Consider the following 19,453-nt stretch of genomic DNA (forward strand, 5'->3'; position numbering starts at 1 on the left):
TCAAATTCACGTTAATAGTTATTTTTCTACTGAAAGTCCCATGAGGTACTCAGCAATTGAATTTATTTCCTCGTTAGAAAGTTGTTCACCGAATGACGGCATCAAGTTTCCTGGCTTTTGTTTCTGAGTGTCTGAAATCCACTCAACCAAATCATCTTGCGTGTGATCCATAAATCCAGCAACACGATTACGGTCACCAAATGACGCTAGGTTTGGTCCAGCCTTATCTCCGCCTTCACCGACTGCAGATGTCGCATGACATGCAATACAACTTTGTTGGAATAATTCTTCACCTTGACCAGCTGCAGCAACATCTGTTGTTTCTTCACCAGTTGCTTGCATTGCTGTAACCCATTTGTCGAATTCAGCACGCGGTAATGATTTTACTTTGAAATCCATAAGTGCGTGTGATGGACCACAAAGCTCCGCACACTTCCCGTAAAACACTCCGTCTTGCACATCTTTCGATTCTTTATCAAACGTTAAATAAAATTTGTTTACGTTTTCAACGTTTGTATCGAGTTTTCCTCCGATTGCCGGAATCCAGAAGGAGTGCTTAACATCTGCCGCAAGGAGGTTGAAATATACTTTTTCTCCAGTTGGTACAACAAGTTCTTGCGCTGTAACAATTCCGAGATTAGGATATTCAAATTCCCACCAGTATAACTTAGCCGTAACATCTACGACCAGATTTTCTGACTCGCCATCCTCATTGACTTCATTCATCGCACTGACATCGCTTAGTTTATATGTGTAATAAACTGTAGGGACCGCTAGAAGTAAAACAAGGAGAACAGGAATAATCGTCCATACAAGTTCTAATGTATGGCTTCCTTCAACTTCTTTAGGAACAAAGTCCTCACCCAGTTTCGAGCGTCTGAAACGAACAATTGCAACTACATAAATAATCACTACTACTAGAATAACCAGTAACATGATTCCTGATGATAACATCAGCAATTTGAATTGATCTTTCCCGACTTGACCAGCCGGAAGAAGTGTGGATAGCCCTTCCTGACCACATCCCGCTAGAAACACGGTAAGAGCTGCTAATAAAGAAAAAAGACGCCACTTTTTGAGTCCTTTCATCATCGCTTAATGATACCTCTCTTTCTAAAAAAATGTTTTTCTTCTTGTGAGGACTGCTGACCTCTTTATATGAATTCCTATGCAAAGAAAGAATTCCAATATGTTAGATGAATATCGAGAAGATAATCATGGCCACAAAAAGGATCGTCATGTAATTCAATGAATAGATGAACATACCCGTTGCCCATTTTATATCATCTTTCGCATTAAATCCTTTAAGTGCTAAATACAGCCACCCTATATTCAATGCGCTCGCAAGTACTAAGAAGCCTACCCCTAGCTCAGTAAGTAGAAACGGCAATGGAAATAAAAACAGTACCCATACCAACATCGATTTCTTCGTTCTTGCAAAACCTTTTACAACAGGTAGCATTGGAATATTTGCTGCACGGTATTCGTCTGTCCGACGCATCGCCAGCGCATAAAAATGCGGCGGTTGCCAAACAAACATAATCAGGAATAGCGCCAAGGCACCTGCACCAAGTGCTGGTTCAACCGCAGCCCATCCGATTAAAGGCGGAATTGCTCCCGAAACACTTCCAACTACTGTATTAGCTACGTGCCTACGTTTCGACCACATCGAATAGAGTACAACATAACTGAAGATACCTGCAAGTCCCCAAAGACCAGCTGCTATAGAAGCAGAAAACAATAGCACTTCGCCTACTACGATGAAAGTCAGCGCAAGTGTCAATACAGCCGGTGCCTTGAATCGCCCGGTAACTGTTGGTCTGGACTTTGTTCTCGTCATGACTGGATCAATATCACGATCAATCAAGTTGTTCAGTGCCGCAGATCCAGCAATTATCAATCCCGATCCGAGAAGAGCATAGACAAGCAAATCTATATTATGTAGAAAGTTTTTACCAGTGAACTGAAAAGCAAGAAATAGTCCCGTAAAAGTTGTGATCATGTTCGAATTAACAATGCCGATTTTAATGAGCGCAAGGAAGTCCTTATAAAGAGACACCGTCACTACATTCGATTCGACAGGTGTGGAAATTGTATGACCGTTTGACAAGTTACCCCTCCTTCCAAAGTTGTGAGCGTTAACCGCTACAGTTAACTATAGCGAAATTCGGGTAGTATTTCTATACATATACAAAATTTCTACCGAATTCCTTGAAATATCGACACATTTATTACTCAACACCCTCTATAGTAAATCATTTCGATGGGTCTTTTGTGAAGTTAAAGCGTCTTCTTTATGAACAATTTGTGAAAAGGACCATTACTGAGGCATTTTCAGCCAATCTTCGTTGTCTTTTTACTTATTTTTCGTTATCATCAAAAAAGCAGGGACCTTTTATACAATGGTCATCAATAAAAAAGTAGGTGTCATTTTTTTGAAATCTAATAGATATTTAAAATGGTTCGCTGTCGCATCGACAATAGGCATGCTTTTAATCTTACTTGGAGGGGCGCTTGTTACAAAAACCGATAGCGGCATGGGCTGCGGCAGACATTGGCCAGGATGTAACGGGCAACTTATTCCCGATGAGATTACCGCAGAAGTACTTATTGAATTTTCACATCGGCTGGTAACTGGGTCTGTGGGAATCTTGATTGTCATATTAGCTGTCTGGTCATGGAAATCAATAGGACATATAAGGGAAACAAAATTCTTAGCAATCGCGGCCGTATTCTTCCTTATATTACAGGCATTGATTGGTGCCGCTCAAGTATTATGGGGTCAAGGTGATTTCATACTCGCGCTTCATTTTGGTATTTCTCTTTTAAGCTTTGCATCAGTCCTTCTATTAACCCTTCTCATATTTGAAGTGGATCGAAAGTTTGATGCAGATAAGTTACAAATAGGTAAACGGTTGAAATGGCATACAATAGGCGTATCCGTTTACTCTTACTTTGTAGTTTATACTGGAGCACTCGTCCGTCATACAGAGTCTGGTCTTGCCTGCCTGGACTGGCCACTATGCCAGAACGCGGCATTCGCCCTTCCGCGTAACATGTTCGAGTGGGTTCAGATGGGTCACCGTACTGCCGCGGCATTTATTTTCGTCTGGTTATTAATCATCATGATCCATGCACTTCGTCATTACAAAAATCAACGCGTCATCTATTGGGGCTGGAGTATCGCATTTATACTTGTCGCACTCCAAGCAACAACAGGAATGTTGGTTGTTTTGACTAGACTAAACCTTTATATTGCTTTGCTTCATTCATTATTCATCACGTTGTTATTCGGTTTGTTAACGTACATGATTCTACTTGTATCAAGAAGTAAACTATCAAAATGAGTAGTAAGGACCAGCCCTTGGCCAGTCCTTACTACTTGTCTACCCAACTTATTAACAAAAATAACAAGAGCACCCGAATATAATTCGAGTGCTCTTGTTTTTATGTTAGTGCTCCAGTTCAACGAGCAAATCACCTGTAGCTATCGATTCTCCTGCAGCCACATATATTTCTTTTACTATACCATCGAAAGGTGCTTGTATCGTTGTCTCCATTTTCATAGCTTCTGTGATGAGCAAATGTTCTCCTCTTTTCACTTTCGCTCCCTTTGAGACTGCAACTTTCAAAACAGTTCCCGGCATAGTAGCAGCAATATGCGCAGCATTTGAGGTATCCGCTTTTTGTTTCCTAACTGCGACGGACTCTACACTCATATCTTCAATAATCACTTCACGCGGCTGTCCGTTCAATTCGAAATAGATGACTCTTGTTGCATCCGATTGCGGTTCGCTAATCGACACTAGCTTAACAATCAACGTTTTCCCTTTTTCAATCTCTACTTCGATTTCCTCGCCGAGACGCATCCCATATAGGAATTCAGGTGTATCAATAACAGATACATCACCGAACTGCTTATTCGTTTGCGAATATTCTTCGAAAACTTTCGGATAAAGGGCATAAGAAAGTACTTCATGGCTAGTAACTGGACGTTCCAATTTCACATTCAATTCATCCCGTAGCTTTTCAAAATTGACATCTTCCAATAGTTCTCCAGGACGTACAGTAATCGCTTGGCGTTCTTTTAAAATGATTTTTTGAAGTTCTTCTGGGAATCCACCATATGGTTGGCCGATATATCCTTCGAAAAACTCAATAACTGATTCCGGGAAGTCGATGGACTTTCCGCGTACAAGGACTGACTTTTCGTCAAGTTCGTTCTGTACCATAAACAAGGCCATATCGCCAACAACCTTCGATGAAGGTGTCACTTTCACAACATCTCCGAATAACAGATTAACGCGAGAATACATGCTCTTCACTTCTTCCCAGCGCTCACCTAGACCTACCGCTTTCGCTTGTTGCTGTAAGTTTGAATACTGGCCACCAGGCATTTCATGTACATAGATTTCCGAATGCGGACTCATCATGCCACTTTCAAAGTGCTGATAATACTTCCGAACATCTTCCCAGTAGTACGATAAGTCTTCAAGTGATTTCACGTTTGCACGTACATTGCGTTTACCGCCTTGCAGCGCGTAGTGTAGCGAACTTGCCGACGGTTGTGAAGTTAGACCTGCCATTGATCCTAAAGCCGTATCAACGATGTCTACGCCAGCCTCAATCGCTTTGGCGTACATATAGATACCGTTTCCACTCGTATCATGCGAATGTAGGTGAATTGGAATGTCCACTGTTGCTTTCAATTCAGAAACTAGTCGATAAGCCGCCTCCGGTTTTAAAAGACCTGCCATATCTTTGATAGCAAGGATGTGGGCTCCAGCTGATTCAAGATCTTTTGCCATCTCTTTATAATAATTAACCGTATATTTCGCTCGGGAATCGTCAAGAATATCTCCTGTATAACAAATTGCCGCTTCGGCAACTTTCCCCGCATCCCGTGTTGCATCAATTGCAACTTCCATGCCTTTAATCCAGTTCAAGCTGTCGAAAATACGGAAGACATCAATCCCAGCATCCGCTGACTTTTTAACAAACTCACGGATGACATTGTCAGGATAATTTGTATAACCTACGGCATTTGCACCGCGGAATAGCATTTGGAAAAGTACATTTGGAATTTGTTCTCGCAGTTTTAACAGCCTGTCCCAAGGATCTTCTTTCAGGAACCTATAAGCAACATCGAATGTTGCTCCGCCCCACATTTCATAAGAAAACAGGTCAGGCATCAGTCTTGCCGATTCAGCCGCAATTGACGTCATATCGGAAGTACGCACCCGTGTAGCCAACAATGATTGATGTGCATCGCGGAATGTTGTATCTGTCAAAAGTACATCGTCTTGCTCTTTAATCCATTTGATAAGCCCTTCAGCACCACGTTCGTCCAAAATTTGTTTTGTACCCGGTTTTGGCGGTGTAAGAAGGTCAATTATCGGTTTTCTTACAGGATGTAGAACCGGCTTAGATTGTTTACCGATTCCCGGGAATCCATTAACAGTCACATTACCAATATAATTCAACATTTTCGTCCCACGGTCTTTGCGGTTCGGGAACAGGAATAATTCAGGTGTTGAATCAATAAAACTCGTATTATAGTTACCTGTTAAGAAGTTTTTGTGCTTCACAACATTCTCAAGAAACGGGATATTTGTTTTGATGCCACGAATCCGGAATTCCTGTAAATTCCTGTCCATTTTGGAAGCAGCTTCACGGAAAGTCATACCCCATGTAGATACTTTAACAAGTAATGAATCATAGTACGGCGTGATGATAGCCCCTTGGAAACCGTTCCCCGCGTCAAGACGAACACCGAATCCTCCACCCGATCGGTAAACCGATAATTTACCAGTATCCGGCATGAAATCATTCAATGGATCCTCCGTTGTCACACGGGATTGGATTGCATATCCAAATAACGGAATCTTGTCTTGTGTTGGAATACCTGTTTCAGTAGCGTGAAGGTTTTTCCCGTCTGCAATATGAATTTGCGCGTGGACGATATCGATACCCGTCACCATTTCAGTAATTGTATGCTCAACTTGAATACGTGGATTTACCTCGATGAAATAAAATCGGCCATCCGATACGAGAAATTCTACGGTTCCCGCATTTTTATAATTAACATTTCGCATCACCTTTACTGCCGCATCGCAAATTGCTTCCCGTAATCCGTCTTCAAGTGAAATCGAGGGTGCTATTTCGACGACTTTCTGATGGCGACGCTGAATTGAGCAATCCCGCTCGAATAGATGAATGACATTGCCATATGTATCTCCAAGTATTTGTACCTCGATATGTTTTGGTTTATCGATGTATTTCTCGACATACACTTCATCAGATCCGAATGCAGATTTCGCTTCTGACCGCGCACGTTCAAAAGCCTCGTTGACTTCTTCCGCAGAATTCACAATCCTCATTCCGCGTCCTCCACCACCAAGAGATGCTTTAATGATGACAGGATAACCATTCGATTCGCCAAACATTGCGACTTCTCCGACTGTAGAAACCGGACCGTCACTACCTGGAATCACTGGAATTCCCGCTTTAACAGCCTGCTCACGTGCTTTTACTTTATCCCCAAACATATCCAGTTGCTTTGAACTTGGGCCGATGAAAATAATTCCTTCTTCTTCTAAACGCCTTGCAAATTCTGTGTTTTCAGCAAGAAATCCATAACCAGGATGGATCGCGTTCGCCCCACAATCTTTCGCTATCGCGATAATCCCTTCGATATCGAGATAAGCATCAATCGGCTTCTTACCTTCTCCTACTAGATAAGACTCATCTGCCTTGTAACGATGGAATGACCCACTATCTTCCGCTGAATAAATCCCCACCGTCGGTATATTCAATTCGGTACAAGCGCGAAAAACTCGTATTGCTATTTCTCCACGGTTGGCTACAAGAATTTTCTTAATCTGTTCCATCACAAGGCACTTCCTTTTCTAATTGTTTTTTTCATATTTTACGAACATTGAGACATTCGTTAATATTCCTAAAGCTAAAGATAACAGAATAACAGATGTACCGCCATAGCTAATAAACGGCAAAGTAACTCCTGTAAGCGGTATCAACCCCGTCAGGCCACCCAAATTAACGAATGTTTGAATTCCTATCATACTTCCAATTCCCGCCGCAAGCATGCGCGCATGGGGATCTTTTGCCTGAAGCGCAATAGATAAAGCCCTTAAGACGATGAAACCGAGTCCCCCTATTACGATAATAGCACCAAGAAGGCCTAATTCTTCTGAAATCACCGCCATAATGACATCTGTTTGCGGCTCTGGTAAGTAGCCCATTTTTTGAATAGAGTTACCAAGACCTCTCCCTTGCAAACCTCCAGAACCAATGGCAATATAGCCGTTCGCAATCTGATAGCCAGACCCTTGGATATAATCGAATGGGTTCAGGAATGATAGTATACGGCCAGCCCTACCTGGGGTCATAATCGATTCCCATTTGAAATAAAGGACAAGCGCAGCAAAGACAAGACCCACAGAAATTATCCCGCTAATTTTCATAAAGGTTCTTTTTTTAATACCGCTTGCTGCTAGGACCGAAAGTGCTGTGATGATTATAATGAACGAGCCTCCGATATCAGTCTCGAGCATAATGGAACCCACTGCTAATACTAAAATGACCACGGGCGGTAATATTGACTGGTTAATATTATCGATTGTGCCAGACTCATATTTTTTTGCAAAAACTCCTGAAAAATAGACAATTAAGACCAATTTCGCAACTTCTGAGGGTTGTAGATTACCAAAAGGCGTTTTTATCCAACTAGTGGCTCCAACATGATCACCTGTACCAACGAAATGGACCAGAAACAACAGAAATAGCATACCTATTACAGCAAAAATCATCAATTTTTTCCGTTTATAATTCTTGTACGGAAAAAAAGCCGCCAAAAAGAAAGCGGGAATGGCAAGTTTTAAATTTAACAACTGTTTTTGATAAAAAGAATCTGCCGGAAGATCATACCTACCTACCGCTACAACCATACTTGAACTGTATATCATGACAAGTCCGAACAGACAAAGTAACAGGTAGACAAAAAACAGTGGGAAATCAAAATAGCGGAATAGCTTTTTAGTATATGTTTTCATAGGGTTACCTCTTTTTCATTAAACAAAAAACTCAAACCATTATGTCAGTTTGAGTTTTCGGCTTATTTTCTCGTATATACTTCATGCAACACTGTCATTTCTTTCTCAAGTAAAGAAAGAATTTCATTGCCTTTCGGACGGTCAATCAAACCTAGCTTTACAGCAAAGTCAATTTCACGAGACAAGCCATACATTTGTGTATCCAACACTTCTTCATAGAGTGGGCACTGCGGCATCGTCAAATGGTCCATCTGTACTTTTATAAGTTGACCAATCTTATCAGCATCAGCTTGAAGTTGCTTCAATGCCTTTTCCTGATACGTTTCCTTATTCGTTTCCTGCAATTCTATATCCATGAGGACGCCCCCATCAAACTTTTATTTCTTAATGGTTATTATCAATAAATTGTATCTTTCAGAACAGGAAAAAGCAAGCGTTTTCCCTTTGGCGTTTTACAAAACAAAAATACAAGTGCTTGTAACAGATGAACGAAGCCTAAATGCGCCACTCCCTGTAGCAACAGTACATAACCTATATTCTTCTCAAACAAAAAATGCCGCCTCTTCAGCCCTTCTTATTGCCAGAGTCGCTATGGACTGATGTTAGGTAGTATTATCTTTATGTTACAACTTATCTATAGGACAAAATTCTCTAGTTTCCTAAGCCATCGAAAAGCAAAAGCTTTTCCTTGAGACATCAAAGCGTTATACTAGAAACAAAAGATAATTTAATTCAAGTAGGGGGATATTCATTTGGAATCAATAATTCCGATTAAAGGAAATGTACGTCATGTCATCACACTTGACCCGACCGTGTGGATTTTCGATGATCGTCGCGTTGATTTGAAAACGTACTTTACAGAAAGTCACATCGAAAAAGATGAACTAGAAGAATATAAAAGAGCTATGGGGAAACATTGGTCCCGTGAAATAATGGAAGGCGCAACGTTCCCGCCTACCCTGGAAACAGAAAAAAAGTTTGAAAAACGAAAAGTCCTTACTGGAACATACGGCATCCAATTGCGTCACTTTTTAAAAATCGCGGAGCCTGCCGAAAATGCACGAACATTAGCATTTGAAACATCAGACGGCGAAAGTCACTCATTCCCACTTACGAAAGTCGATGATATCATTTTCAAATTCAGCGACGAGGGTAAGCCGCTACTTGAGGGCGGGCCCGTGCATGTTGTCTTCAAAGACGGTTCGAACAATGATAATCCGATTCGCAACGTCATTGCGATCCGAGTTGACTGAAGGAGGATTTCCAATGCGTGTAAAATGTGTCATCTGTGACAACGTCGGGCAACTTCCAGACGATTTGCCACTAGCAAAAACACTCCGGAATCGCCCTATCCATACGTATATGTGTCAGGAATGTAATAATCGGATTGCCGAAAAAACGATTGCACGAATCGCGACTGGGAATTTCATTTTCTACCGAAGTTCCCAGTCAATCGAAAAAGATTTCTGAGAAAAGCGTAAGGCGCCTGAAGCCTAGACACTGTTCCGTGTCGAAAACTTATACATTCTTACACATGTGTTGATTAACCAAAGTTAACCACAAAATAACTTAGTCAAATACTAGGCGTCCCGAGTACAGTTGCTTTGGATTGAACAACTCCTATACCAGTACCGAGATATCTTAATGTGTAGGGATGCGACTTCGTCGCATCCCTACACATTTTTTCGGTAATCGTATGAGTGTCCTTCATCCGTCGCGCTCCAAATGCATAAGTACACGTAGTGCTGAAGCTTTTTGGGACAAAAGAATAGCTAGCTTCTTATCTGGATAAAGGCCGCCAAAGATACAATTTTGGCGGCTGATGCTTTCTCTATGGTTCTTTCTTTTTTATTTTAAAGAAGTGTCACTTTCTATAAGGCATCACATGATTACATGAATAATCTTTGCTAAAAGTAAGTAAGGAACGCGTTGTACGACGGGCAAGAGTGCCCGAAATTGTATCTTCGGGCACCTACACTCTATATAGAAAGTCATCTATTCTTTTCTTTCAAAGCAGCTACATTTTTCACTTGAACTTTGTAGGAACGCGACAGGCAACTATTCGCAACAGAATTACTGAAAAAAGTGTGGCTAGAAGTGACGGATTCACTTCTAGCCACACTAGGGTCCCTCGGTAAAGGTGTCGTGATTATTCAGCCGAAAGCGAACCGGAAACGATCCAATGAAAATGGATTTCCCCAAGCACTACTCACCAGTATTTGATACAAATAGATAGTTAATCAACAGAAGTGACTTTCTTATATTCTAAAAAAGAAGACTCCATCAGATGATGGAGTCTTCTTTTTTCTCTTTATACTCATTCATCCTGCGCACTCGGTAGATAATTAAAATAAGAGCCGCCACGATGAGAGCCTCCACGATCGGGAGGAAAAAGCCAAGAAACGTCAAAATTAGACAGCCGATAAACAAGAAGGCATAGATCAGCAAAGTCTGTAAAGGCCTCAGTTTTCTAGCAAATCCCAGTTTATAAACAATTGCCGACATGAGGAAGACGAGGGCAAAAAGTACATAACCGGCAGCCGTATAGGAAGGCATCACTTCGTATATAAAGCGTGCAATACCCGACATCTTTCCGAATACGAACTCTGTATCGCCAACACTAGCACTCATTCAACACATTCCCTTCTGTAAAGCTTTTCTATAGGTCGGAATAGAATAATCCCGTCACTGTTAAAGGACCTCAGAAAGCCGCACCTGACCTATCAGTCGACTAGCCCTGTATGAGGTAAGGCACTCAAGATGCTTTCTTTTACTAAGATCACTTATGTTTAAACAGCGATTATTTCTTTTTCTGAACACGTTCGCGTTCGTTTTTATCAAGTATCTTCTTACGAAGTCTGATCGATACTGGCGTCACTTCACAATACTCGTCATCACCCAGATATTGTAACGCTTCTTCAAGCGACATAATACGTGGTTTTTTAGTTGTAACTGTTTGGTCTTTAGAAGCTGAACGTACGTTTGTCGCTTGTTTAGCTTTTGTTAAGTTGATTGTCAAATCGCTTTCGCGCGTATTTTCACCAACAACCATCCCAGCATAGATTTCAGTTCCAGCACCAACGAACATAATACCGCGGTCTTCTAGCTGCATGATGCTGTAAGGCGTAGCTGTACCGTTCTCCATTGAAACAAGAACACCGTTTCTGCGGCCGCCGACTTTACCTTTTGCCATTGGCTGGTAAGAATCAAACGTATGGTTCATAATTCCGTAACCTCTTGTCAATGTAAGGAATTCAGTTGAATAACCAATCAATCCACGCGCAGGTACATTGAATATTAGACGAACTTGTCCATTACCATTGTTGATCATATCAAGCATTTCGCCTTTACGCTCACCAATCGACTCGATAATAGAGCCTGTATGCTCTTCAGGAATATCAATTTGTAAACGTTCGATAGGCTCACAACGAACACCATCTACTTCTTTCACGATTACTGTTGGTTTCGAAACTTGCAATTCAAATCCTTCACGGCGCATGTTTTCAATAAGAATAGAAAGGTGAAGCTCTCCGCGTCCTGAAACAGTCCATGCATCAGGCGAATCAGTTGGATCTACACGAAGAGATACATCTGTTTGCAATTGTGATTGAAGGCGTTCGTCAATTTTTCTTGACGTTACCCATTTACCTTCTTTACCTGCAAACGGGCTATTGTTTACAAGGAATGTCATTTGTAACGTTGGTTCGTCAATGAACAACTCTGGAAGTGCTTCCAGATGATCTGCCGGACAAATTGTTTCACTAACGTCAATGTTCTCCATTCCAGATACCGCAACAAGATCTCCTGCGAAAGCTTCTTGGATATCAACGCGTTTCAAACCAAGGAATCCAGACATTTTCGTAACACGATAGTTTTTGACAGTACCATCACGTTTTATAACGGCAACCGACTGTCCGACTTGCATCGTTCCACGGAAAATCCGTCCGATACCGATACGGCCAACATAATCGCTGTAATCAAGAAGTGATACTTGGAACTGTAAAGGCTCGTCTCTATTATCGATTGGAGCAGGGATATGTTCTAGAATTGCGTCATATAGTACACGCAACGTTTCTTCTTGTGTTGAAACGTCTGGTGATAAGCTTGCAGTACCGTTGAATCCTGATGCATAAATAACTGGGAATTCAAGTTGTTCATCATTCGCATCAAGTTCGATGAATAATTCAAGAACTTCATCAACTACTTCTTCCGGGCGTGCAAATTCACGGTCAATTTTATTAACGACAACGATTGGTTTCAAGTTCTGCTCAAGCGCTTTTTTCAGTACGAAACGCGTTTGTGGCATACACCCTTCGTATGAGTCGACAACAAGAATTACACCATCTACCATTTTCAAGATACGTTCCACTTCTCCGCCGAAATCTGCGTGACCTGGTGTATCCAAAATGTTGATTTTTGTATCTTTATATTCAATTGCTGTATTCTTTGCAAGAATCGTAATTCCGCGTTCACGTTCAATTTCATTTGAGTCCATTGCACGATCATCTACTTGTTCGTTAGAACGGAAGATTCCCGATTGTTTTAAAAGTTGATCGACAAGCGTCGTTTTTCCGTGGTCGACGTGGGCGATAATTGCTATGTTACGTAAGTCACTTCTAAGTTTAGTCATGATTTCACTCCATTATTCTTTTTTCGGTTGATTAACTGTGTTATTATAGCACATGTAAAGATAATTCGAAAACATTTAATTGTAGATGGAGGTATTTTTTTGAAAAACATCAAATGGATTTTCGTTTTTTACTCCATTGCCGCTATCGCTTCAATGTGTGCAATCGGCGTTGCAGTCGGTATGAGCAGCCCCACGATTGCGATTGTAGCCATCGTTGCATTGATTCTAATTATGGGTAACGGATTTAAAACGAAAAAGAAATATAGAGAACAAGGCCTACTTTAATAACATTCTTTTCAGATGTGACGTTTCATGGTAATCGTAGTATTCGATGCCTGTAACGTCCTTTTTTTATTGTTTTAGGTCAATATAGTTTGTCACAATATCTTGATGCAATCCAGGCCTCGCGACTATAAATGTATCCTGCCCAAGAAGGTGCGGGAAATCCCCTTTCATGTTTGTTGCAACTGCACCGACCTCCTGCGCAATAACAATGCCCCCAGCAACATCCCATGGCGACAGCCTCATAGACATGTATGCATCCAGCCTACCTGAAGAGACATACGCCAACTCGAGCGCTGCCGAGCCATATGATCTTGTCCCTCTACACGTTCTAATCAGTTCAATAATTTTTTCGTTGTCAACGAAGTGATTCGGAGCCACCCAACTGGCATTAATACCAATAACGGCTTCTTCTAGTGGTGTAATCTCCAATTGCGGTAGCCGTTCATCATTGAAATAAGCCCCTTCATCTTTAGCAGCATGATAAAAATCATCGCGCATTACATCATAAATATAACCAAGCATACCGACGCCTTCTGCATATATTCCGAGAGAGATGGCAAAGTTCCGTTTTTGGTGGATGAAATTCATCGTTCCGTCAATTGGGTCAAGCATCCAAACGACCCCATCAAGCGTCTGAACAACATCGCCAAATCCTTCTTCACCGAGAATCTTATGGTCAGGAAAATCTCTTTTAATCCTGCTGATGAAGAATTGTTCGATTTCTTTATCAATATTTGTCACAAGGTCATTCGCACTCGATTTTGTATCGATATCGATTTGATTGAAAAAAGACACGCGAATTTTATGACCCGCTTCTTTTATCAACGACTTTGCATAACGATCAATAATTCCCCACTTCATAAAGCCACCCCTTCCAAACGACTATCTATAGTACACTATATCGAAAAAGGCATCCCATTACACTATCCCTGTTTCTAAAGGATGTGTAAGGATGCCTTTTCTGGTCCGACAATCAGAATCATGCGAAGCCATTAAGTATCTCCAGCTCACGGTGAATTTCCATAAGCCTATGCTTGCTTTTCATTTTTTGCTTTGCATCATCTTCTTGCACAGCATCGAAAAGTGTTGCAAGTTCATAATCGAGTTCTAGGTTAAGTAGCTTCACATATTCTTTCTCTACATCGGCTTTGCGAATAACATGGACGACTTGTTTCATAGTTGACACCCCTTTTTCAGTATATAGTCCAAATTTTCCGTTAGTTATACTTAAAATATGCTACGACCAGAGTTCGCTCTAGTTATAAGCCTTGTTACTAAAGATTGTTCCCCTTTTTCTGTTATGATAAACGTGTAAATGTAATTGGGGGTAATGAAAATGGTTGGTCTTTTTTGGGAAAAAGATGATTTTGATGTATTTTCAATTGAAGGGCTAGAAAAGCGGATGGAAGCATTGCAAAATCGAATCCAACCCAAGTTTGGAACTCTAGGTATGCATTTTGCGGACCGCCTTTCAGCACATGGGACTGATGAGTTTTTTCCACATGTCGCAAAACACGCAAGACGGACAGTAAATCCACCAAATGACAGTTGGGTCGCCTTCGCACCTGCTAAACGGGGCTACAAAGCATTGCCTCACTTTCAGATTGGCTTATGGGGGTCACATTTATTCATTATTTTAGCGGTAATTTATGAGAATTCAGATAAAAAAGGGATTGCCGAGCGTCTAGATAGCAATTTGGATGTTTTAACTAGCCTCCCTGGTACTTATATCGTTTCTGGTGATCATATGAAACCCGAAGCCACAACTATCGAACAAGCGGGAGACGTTGGACTCGAACAACTTTTAGAGCGGTTACAAACTGTCAAAAAAGCGGAGTTCCTTGTCGGTCGGCATTTACCAAGTGAAGACGCCGTTAAACTTTCCACCGAAGAATTCATGGCATTTGCAGAAGAGACTTTTGACCAACTGCTACCTGTTTATGATGTAGTCATTAATAAACACTAAAAGCGTAAGCGCCTTGGTAGACCCAACAAGCGCTGGAAGGCCTTAAGAGAAAGGCGCTCTTTGCCTTTAACTTTAAGGCCTGATGCGACAGGGGAAGGCAGCTTAGGATCGCGACATCCTGTCGCAACAAGGAGGGATGCAGTTTCAATCCCTCCCCACTGCATGACCCACGTCGTGTGGGGCTAGGCGCTGGAGTCTAGATACTGCTCCAGGTGAAAACCTTATACTTCTTAGCTTTAGATAAAAGGAATGCTCCCGCTTAACGCGAGGGCATTCCTTTTATTATTTCTTCACCACTTGTATCTTTCGCCATTTGAACAACACGGTAACAGACGTAACCGCTCGCTTCCTCAAATTCCTTGCACAATGTTTTTTCTTCCGCCATGGAAGGAACCACTTTTTTGAATCCCCGATATGCCTCCATCAGTTTTTCTCCTGCAATTCCTGATTCATATGCTTTTTCAACCGCCTCATAAAATGCCGCTACTGCGATAATTTCTGTGGTCGACCAATCATGCCTAATTGGATAATTATAATCCATGCTAATTCGCTCCCTTTACTCTCTTTAGTTCCATCTTTTACGAATTGTTTCCGCCTCATTCACCATACGCTCAACTAATTCTGCAACGGATGGTACATCGTTAATAAGCCCAGCAACCTGACCCGCCCATCCATAACCATTATTGGCATCTCCATCATGAATAAAACGGCGATTCGCTTCGCCACTGATTAAATCTTTCATCGCTTCATAATCAGCATTTTTAGCTTCCATGTCAATTATTCTCTTCGTCCAACTTCCCGCTAATGCTCGAGCGGGTGCTCCTAGTGTTCTTTTAATAACAGTCGTATCGGTTTCACTACTTGCAAGAAGTAGATTGATATAAGCTTGAGATGCATGGACACACTCTCTCGTCGCAATGAATCTTGTTCCCATCTCAATCCCCTCGGCGCCTAATGCCTGAGCGGCCATCCAACCGCGACCATCCCCGATACCACCGGATGCAATAACTGGGATTGAAACAGCATCGACAACTTGTGGAACAAGTACCATCGTTCCGATATCGTCACGCCCAAGATGTCCCCCACCTTCTTGTCCAACAACCATAACTGCATCAGCTCCGAGTGATTCCGCTTTCTGAGCCTGCCTTTTTGCAGCAACTAGCACAAGCTTTTTAACGTTGGTATTTTGAAGTTGGGCAAAAAATGGCGCGGGATTCCCACCCGTTACCGACATTACTGTAACGCCTTCCTCCAGTGCAGCTTCCACCATATGGGCATATGGACGTCCATGTTGTCCAATCGCAAAGTTCACGCCGAACGGTTTATCAGTCAGCGTTTTAACTTTTTTAATTTCAACGCGCAGTGCATCTGCTGAATCCAAACTCATTGCCGTAATTTGTCCAAGTCCACCTGCTTCCGAGACGGCAGCAGCAAGTTGGGCATAAGCCAAGTAAGCGAGTCCCCCTTGAATGATTGGATAATTGATATCGAGCAGTTCCGTTATTTTTGTTTTCCATTCCATTTGAATGCCTCCCCCGTTACTCCACTGACACTCTTCTTCATCCCCATCTACTAAACCTGCAAACAAAAGGCAGAAAAAGCTAGGTCACACGGATCCACATACCTGTTTCATAGTCCGATTCAAACTAAAAAAAACCATCTACGAGGATATCTTGCTACCTCATAGACGGTCTTAATCACTGACTCTAGAAAATTATTTCGTAATCATATGAATTGGTTTACCCAAAGCGACTTCAGCCGCTTCCATTGAAATTTCACTCAATGTTGGGTGAGCATGAATTGTCATTGCAACATCTTCAAGTGTCATTCCTGCTTCGATTGCAAGAGCAAGTTCAGCGATCATATCTGATGCACTTTCACCCACAATTTGCGCTCCAAGTAGAAGCCCGTCTTCTTTACGTGATACAAGTTTGACGAAACCTTCAGAAGCATCAAGTGCAAGTGCACGTCCATTAGCTGCAAACGGGAATTTCCCTACTACTGTTTCATAACCTTCTTCTTTTGCCTGTTGCTCGTTCAAGCCAACAGCTGCAAGTTCAGGATCAGTGAAACAAACGGCAGGAATCGCCAAGTAGTCAACTTCAGACTTCTCGCCTGAAATTGCTTCTGCTGCAATTTTAGCTTCATAAGAAGCTTTGTGTGCAAGCTGAAGACCTGGAACGATATCACCGATTGCATAGATATTTGGAATGCTTGTACGGCATTGTTTGTCGACTTCGATAAGACCACGCTCAAGGAACTTGATGCCCATCTCTTCTAATCCGATTTCATCCGTATTTGGACGACGACCTACAGTAACAAGTACGTAATCAGCTTCGACTTTCTTCTCTTCTCCGCCTACTTCGTATGTAACTGTAACGCCAGTAGCTGTCTCTTCAACGCCTTTTGCAGACGCTTTAACAACAACTTCGACGCCTTTTTTCTTCAAGCCTTTTTTAACGATTTGTGTCATTTGTTTTTCAAAACCTGCAAGAATGTCATTGCCGCCTTCAATAATCGTTACTTCAGATCCAAGATTTGCATATGAAGATCCTAGCTCAGTACCGATATAACCGCCACCGATAACGACAAGTTTACCCGGTAATTCTGTAAGACTCAAAGCACCTGTTGAATTGATGACGCGTTTCGTAAATTTGAATGTCGGGATTTCAATCGGACGTGAACCCGTTGCAATGATTGCATTTTTGAATTTATATGTTTGCGCAGAACTTTCGTCCATCACACGTACTGTGTTGCTATCGACGAAATAAGCTTCACCTTGAACATAATCAACCTTGTTGCCTTTAAGAAGTCCTGCAACTCCGCCAGTCAACTTGCTGACTACGCTATCTTTGAACGCTTGCGCTTTAGTGAAATCTAGTTTCACTTCTGTTGCTGTAATTCCCATTGAATCGGAATTTTTTGCATTGGCATAACGATGTCCAACAGCAATTAGCGCTTTAGAAGGAATACATCCTACGTTCAAGCACACGCCACCAATATCGCCTTTTTCAACAACGATTACTTTTTGGCCCAATTGTGCCGCACGGATTGCTGCGACATATCCTCCCGGTCCAGAACCTACGACAAGTGTATCTACTTCGATTGGAAAGTCTCCTACTACCATTGTTTACGCCTCCATTAATAAAAGTTCCGGATTTGCGAGCAATCTCTTAAGGTGATTCAGCGCGTGTTGTGCAGTAGCGCCGTCGATCATCCGGTGATCGAATACCAATGACAATGCTAACATAGGTGCCGCTACAATTTCACCATTTTTCACAACTGGCTTTTCTGCGATACGACCAATTCCAAGAATTGCAACCTCAGGATGATTAATGATAGGTGTAAACCATTGTCCTCCTGCAGACCCAATATTCGTGATGGAACAAGAAGCACCCTTCATTTCAGCAGGTGATAATTTACCATCGCGTGCTTTTACGGCAAGGCTATTGATTTCATCAGAAATTGCGAAGATTGATTTACGGTCTGCATGCTTGATAACCGGAACAAGAAGTCCGCGGTCAGTGTCCGCAGCGATACCAATATTGTAATAATGCTTCTGAACAATTTCTTGTGTAGCATCATCGAGTGAGCTATTGAACGCTGGGAATTCACGCAATGTCGAAACAAGTGCTTTTACGACATAAGGCAAATACGTCAGTTTGATATCTTTTTCTGCAGCAATGTCTTTGAACTTTTTGCGATGTGCAACGAGTTCAGTAACATCCACTTCGTCAAGCAACGTAACATGCGGAGCAGTGTGTTTTGAATTGACCATCGCTTTTGCAATTGCTTTTCGGATTCCAGACATTTTTTCGCGTGTTTCAGGGAAATCGCCTTCAAGATGAACTGGAGCCGGAGCCGAAGTTTCTTGTGCAACGCTTTCAGCTTGACCATCTTGATCCGCCACTGCTGGAGTTGCCGCTTGTGTTTGTCCACCATTTTTGAATGACTCGATATCTTCTTTCAAGATGCGGCCGTTTTTGCCTGATCCTGCAACTTGCTGAATTTCGACACCTTGCTCACGCGCAAATTTACGCACGGAAGGCATTGCAATAATGCGGCGATTCGGATCGACGTCTGTTTGTGCTTGCACACTTGCAGTCGGGGCAGCTACTGTTGTAGTTGCTTCTTCCTTAGGCGCCTCTTCTTTTTCAATCGGTTGACTCGCTTCAGCTGTTGCTTGAACTTGTGCTTCAGTTTCTGCGTTGTCATCCTCTTCAGATTTCACATTTTCATAACCAGGTGCATCGAAGCGAATCAATACATCCCCTACGACTGAAACTGTTCCTTCGGAAACGAGTATTTCTTCAACAGTACCCGTAACCGGTGATGGAATTTCCACAACTGCTTTATCGTTTTGGATTTCAAGAAGTATGTCATCTTCATTGATCTTATCGCCTTTAGCGACGAACCATTTTACGACTTCACCTTCATGGATTCCTTCTCCGATATCTGGTAAACGGAATTCAAATGCCACGTGATTCACCCTTTCTTAAT

General features: G+C 42.0%; 19 protein-coding genes. 5 read left to right on the plus strand and 14 right to left on the minus strand.

Going from position 1 to position 19,453, the window contains the following annotated elements; genetic code table 11:
- Positions 1 to 18 precede the first annotated feature (18 nt).
- A complete protein-coding gene (coxB, locus tag H7992_RS17860; RefSeq protein WP_187045461.1) occupies positions 19 to 1,092 on the minus strand; it encodes a cytochrome c oxidase subunit II in 1,074 nt (357 codons plus the stop codon).
- A 100-nt stretch (positions 1,093 to 1,192) separates the two neighbouring features.
- Positions 1,193 to 2,110, minus strand: a complete 918-nt coding sequence (gene cyoE / locus H7992_RS17865; protein WP_187045462.1) for a heme o synthase — start codon at positions 2,108 to 2,110, stop codon at positions 1,193 to 1,195.
- A 325-nt stretch (positions 2,111 to 2,435) separates the two neighbouring features.
- On the opposite strand from cyoE, the gene H7992_RS17870 reads away from it, so the two are divergent.
- A complete protein-coding gene (locus H7992_RS17870; RefSeq protein ID WP_067214026.1) occupies positions 2,436 to 3,347 on the plus strand; it encodes a COX15/CtaA family protein in 912 nt (303 codons plus the stop codon).
- Positions 3,348 to 3,452: 105 nt separating this feature from the next.
- Here H7992_RS17870 and pyc read toward each other — a convergent pair whose 3' ends face one another.
- From pyc to H7992_RS17885, 3 genes are all read right to left on the minus strand, one after another.
- Positions 3,453 to 6,890, minus strand: a complete 3,438-nt coding sequence (pyc, locus tag H7992_RS17875; RefSeq protein ID WP_187045464.1) for a pyruvate carboxylase — start codon at positions 6,888 to 6,890, stop codon at positions 3,453 to 3,455.
- 18 nt (positions 6,891 to 6,908) lie between these two features.
- A complete protein-coding gene (locus H7992_RS17880) occupies positions 6,909 to 8,072 on the minus strand; it encodes an FtsW/RodA/SpoVE family cell cycle protein (protein WP_067211561.1) in 1,164 nt (387 codons plus the stop codon).
- Between the two features lie 62 nt (positions 8,073 to 8,134).
- Positions 8,135 to 8,428: an Fpa/YlaN family protein gene (locus H7992_RS17885; protein ID WP_067211564.1), complete on the minus strand. Its 294-nt coding sequence runs from the start codon at positions 8,426 to 8,428 to the stop codon at positions 8,135 to 8,137.
- 396 nt (positions 8,429 to 8,824) lie between these two features.
- Between H7992_RS17885 and H7992_RS17890 the strand changes: the two genes are divergently transcribed.
- Together H7992_RS17890 and H7992_RS17895 are read left to right on the plus strand one after the other, a co-directional pair.
- Entirely contained in the window at positions 8,825 to 9,325 is a 501-nt protein-coding gene (locus H7992_RS17890) for a molybdopterin-binding protein (RefSeq protein ID WP_187045465.1), read from the plus strand.
- Between the two features lie 13 nt (positions 9,326 to 9,338).
- Complete coding sequence (locus tag H7992_RS17895; protein WP_067211571.1) at positions 9,339 to 9,542, plus strand: YlaI family protein; 204 nt, start codon at positions 9,339 to 9,341, stop codon at positions 9,540 to 9,542.
- 103 nt (positions 9,543 to 9,645) lie between these two features.
- Here H7992_RS17895 and H7992_RS17900 read toward each other — a convergent pair whose 3' ends face one another.
- From H7992_RS17900 to typA, 3 genes are all read right to left on the minus strand, one after another.
- A complete protein-coding gene (locus H7992_RS17900) occupies positions 9,646 to 9,783 on the minus strand; it encodes a hypothetical protein (protein ID WP_156476076.1) in 138 nt (45 codons plus the stop codon).
- A gap of 572 nt (positions 9,784 to 10,355) precedes the next feature.
- Positions 10,356 to 10,703: a YlaH-like family protein gene (locus tag H7992_RS17905; RefSeq protein WP_067211573.1), complete on the minus strand. Its 348-nt coding sequence runs from the start codon at positions 10,701 to 10,703 to the stop codon at positions 10,356 to 10,358.
- 169 nt (positions 10,704 to 10,872) lie between these two features.
- The gene (gene typA / locus H7992_RS17910; RefSeq protein ID WP_067211576.1) at positions 10,873 to 12,702 is read right to left on the minus strand and encodes a translational GTPase TypA; all 1,830 of its coding nucleotides are present in this window, start codon (positions 12,700 to 12,702) and stop codon (positions 10,873 to 10,875) included.
- A gap of 99 nt (positions 12,703 to 12,801) precedes the next feature.
- Here typA and H7992_RS17915 point away from each other — a divergent pair, with 99 nt between their 5' ends.
- On the plus strand, positions 12,802 to 12,987 hold the full coding sequence (locus H7992_RS17915; RefSeq protein WP_067211578.1) for a YlaF family protein: 186 nt from the start codon (positions 12,802 to 12,804) through the stop codon (positions 12,985 to 12,987).
- A 66-nt stretch (positions 12,988 to 13,053) separates the two neighbouring features.
- Here H7992_RS17915 and H7992_RS17920 read toward each other — a convergent pair whose 3' ends face one another.
- Together H7992_RS17920 and H7992_RS17925 are read right to left on the minus strand one after the other, a co-directional pair.
- The gene (locus H7992_RS17920) at positions 13,054 to 13,848 is read right to left on the minus strand and encodes an inositol monophosphatase family protein (protein WP_067211581.1); all 795 of its coding nucleotides are present in this window, start codon (positions 13,846 to 13,848) and stop codon (positions 13,054 to 13,056) included.
- Positions 13,849 to 13,966: 118 nt separating this feature from the next.
- A complete protein-coding gene (locus H7992_RS17925) occupies positions 13,967 to 14,164 on the minus strand; it encodes a hypothetical protein (RefSeq protein ID WP_067211583.1) in 198 nt (65 codons plus the stop codon).
- A 159-nt stretch (positions 14,165 to 14,323) separates the two neighbouring features.
- On the opposite strand from H7992_RS17925, the gene H7992_RS17930 reads away from it, so the two are divergent.
- Positions 14,324 to 14,953 carry a YktB family protein gene (locus H7992_RS17930; protein ID WP_187045466.1) on the plus strand — a complete coding sequence of 210 codons (630 nt, stop codon included), beginning with the start codon at positions 14,324 to 14,326 and terminating at the stop codon, positions 14,951 to 14,953.
- Positions 14,954 to 15,212: 259 nt separating this feature from the next.
- On the opposite strand, the gene H7992_RS17935 is transcribed toward H7992_RS17930, so the two are convergent.
- The 4 genes from H7992_RS17935 to H7992_RS17950 all read right to left on the minus strand — a co-directional run bounded on the left by H7992_RS17935 (position 15,213) and on the right by H7992_RS17950 (position 19,433).
- On the minus strand, positions 15,213 to 15,494 hold the full coding sequence (locus H7992_RS17935) for a UPF0223 family protein (protein WP_067211588.1): 282 nt from the start codon (positions 15,492 to 15,494) through the stop codon (positions 15,213 to 15,215).
- Between the two features lie 24 nt (positions 15,495 to 15,518).
- On the minus strand, positions 15,519 to 16,475 hold the full coding sequence (locus H7992_RS17940) for an NAD(P)H-dependent flavin oxidoreductase (protein ID WP_067211590.1): 957 nt from the start codon (positions 16,473 to 16,475) through the stop codon (positions 15,519 to 15,521).
- A 192-nt stretch (positions 16,476 to 16,667) separates the two neighbouring features.
- Complete coding sequence (lpdA, locus tag H7992_RS17945; RefSeq protein WP_067211592.1) at positions 16,668 to 18,080, minus strand: dihydrolipoyl dehydrogenase; 1,413 nt, start codon at positions 18,078 to 18,080, stop codon at positions 16,668 to 16,670.
- A gap of 3 nt (positions 18,081 to 18,083) precedes the next feature.
- Entirely contained in the window at positions 18,084 to 19,433 is a 1,350-nt protein-coding gene (locus H7992_RS17950; RefSeq protein WP_187045467.1) for a dihydrolipoamide acetyltransferase family protein, read from the minus strand.
- Between the last annotated feature and the right edge of the window lie 20 nt (positions 19,434 to 19,453).

It is taken from the genome of Sporosarcina sp. resist, from assembly GCF_014302295.1.
Classification (GTDB): Bacteria; Bacillota; Bacilli; order Bacillales_A; family Planococcaceae; genus Sporosarcina; species Sporosarcina psychrophila.

What these genes read in the sequence shown, in the direction of transcription:
- coxB (WP_187045461.1), bottom strand. Translation starts at nt 1,092, where the DNA reads ATGATGAAAGGACTCAAAAAGTGGCGTCTTTTTTCTTTATTAGCAGCT.
- pyc (WP_187045464.1), bottom strand. Translation starts at nt 6,890, where the DNA reads ATGGAACAGATTAAGAAAATTCTTGTAGCCAACCGTGGAGAAATAGCA.
- H7992_RS17880 (WP_067211561.1), bottom strand. Translation starts at nt 8,072, where the DNA reads ATGAAAACATATACTAAAAAGCTATTCCGCTATTTTGATTTCCCACTG.
- H7992_RS17885 (WP_067211564.1), bottom strand. Translation starts at nt 8,428, where the DNA reads ATGGATATAGAATTGCAGGAAACGAATAAGGAAACGTATCAGGAAAAG.
- H7992_RS17895 (WP_067211571.1), top strand. Translation starts at nt 9,339, where the DNA reads ATGCGTGTAAAATGTGTCATCTGTGACAACGTCGGGCAACTTCCAGAC.
- H7992_RS17900 (WP_156476076.1), bottom strand. Translation starts at nt 9,783, where the DNA reads ATGAAGGACACTCATACGATTACCGAAAAAATGTGTAGGGATGCGACG.
- H7992_RS17905 (WP_067211573.1), bottom strand. Translation starts at nt 10,703, where the DNA reads ATGAGTGCTAGTGTTGGCGATACAGAGTTCGTATTCGGAAAGATGTCG.
- typA (WP_067211576.1), bottom strand. Translation starts at nt 12,702, where the DNA reads ATGACTAAACTTAGAAGTGACTTACGTAACATAGCAATTATCGCCCAC.
- H7992_RS17920 (WP_067211581.1), bottom strand. Translation starts at nt 13,848, where the DNA reads ATGAAGTGGGGAATTATTGATCGTTATGCAAAGTCGTTGATAAAAGAA.
- H7992_RS17925 (WP_067211583.1), bottom strand. Translation starts at nt 14,164, where the DNA reads ATGAAACAAGTCGTCCATGTTATTCGCAAAGCCGATGTAGAGAAAGAA.
- H7992_RS17930 (WP_187045466.1), top strand. Translation starts at nt 14,324, where the DNA reads ATGGTTGGTCTTTTTTGGGAAAAAGATGATTTTGATGTATTTTCAATT.
- H7992_RS17935 (WP_067211588.1), bottom strand. Translation starts at nt 15,494, where the DNA reads ATGGATTATAATTATCCAATTAGGCATGATTGGTCGACCACAGAAATT.
- H7992_RS17940 (WP_067211590.1), bottom strand. Translation starts at nt 16,475, where the DNA reads ATGGAATGGAAAACAAAAATAACGGAACTGCTCGATATCAATTATCCA.
- lpdA (WP_067211592.1), bottom strand. Translation starts at nt 18,080, where the DNA reads ATGGTAGTAGGAGACTTTCCAATCGAAGTAGATACACTTGTCGTAGGT.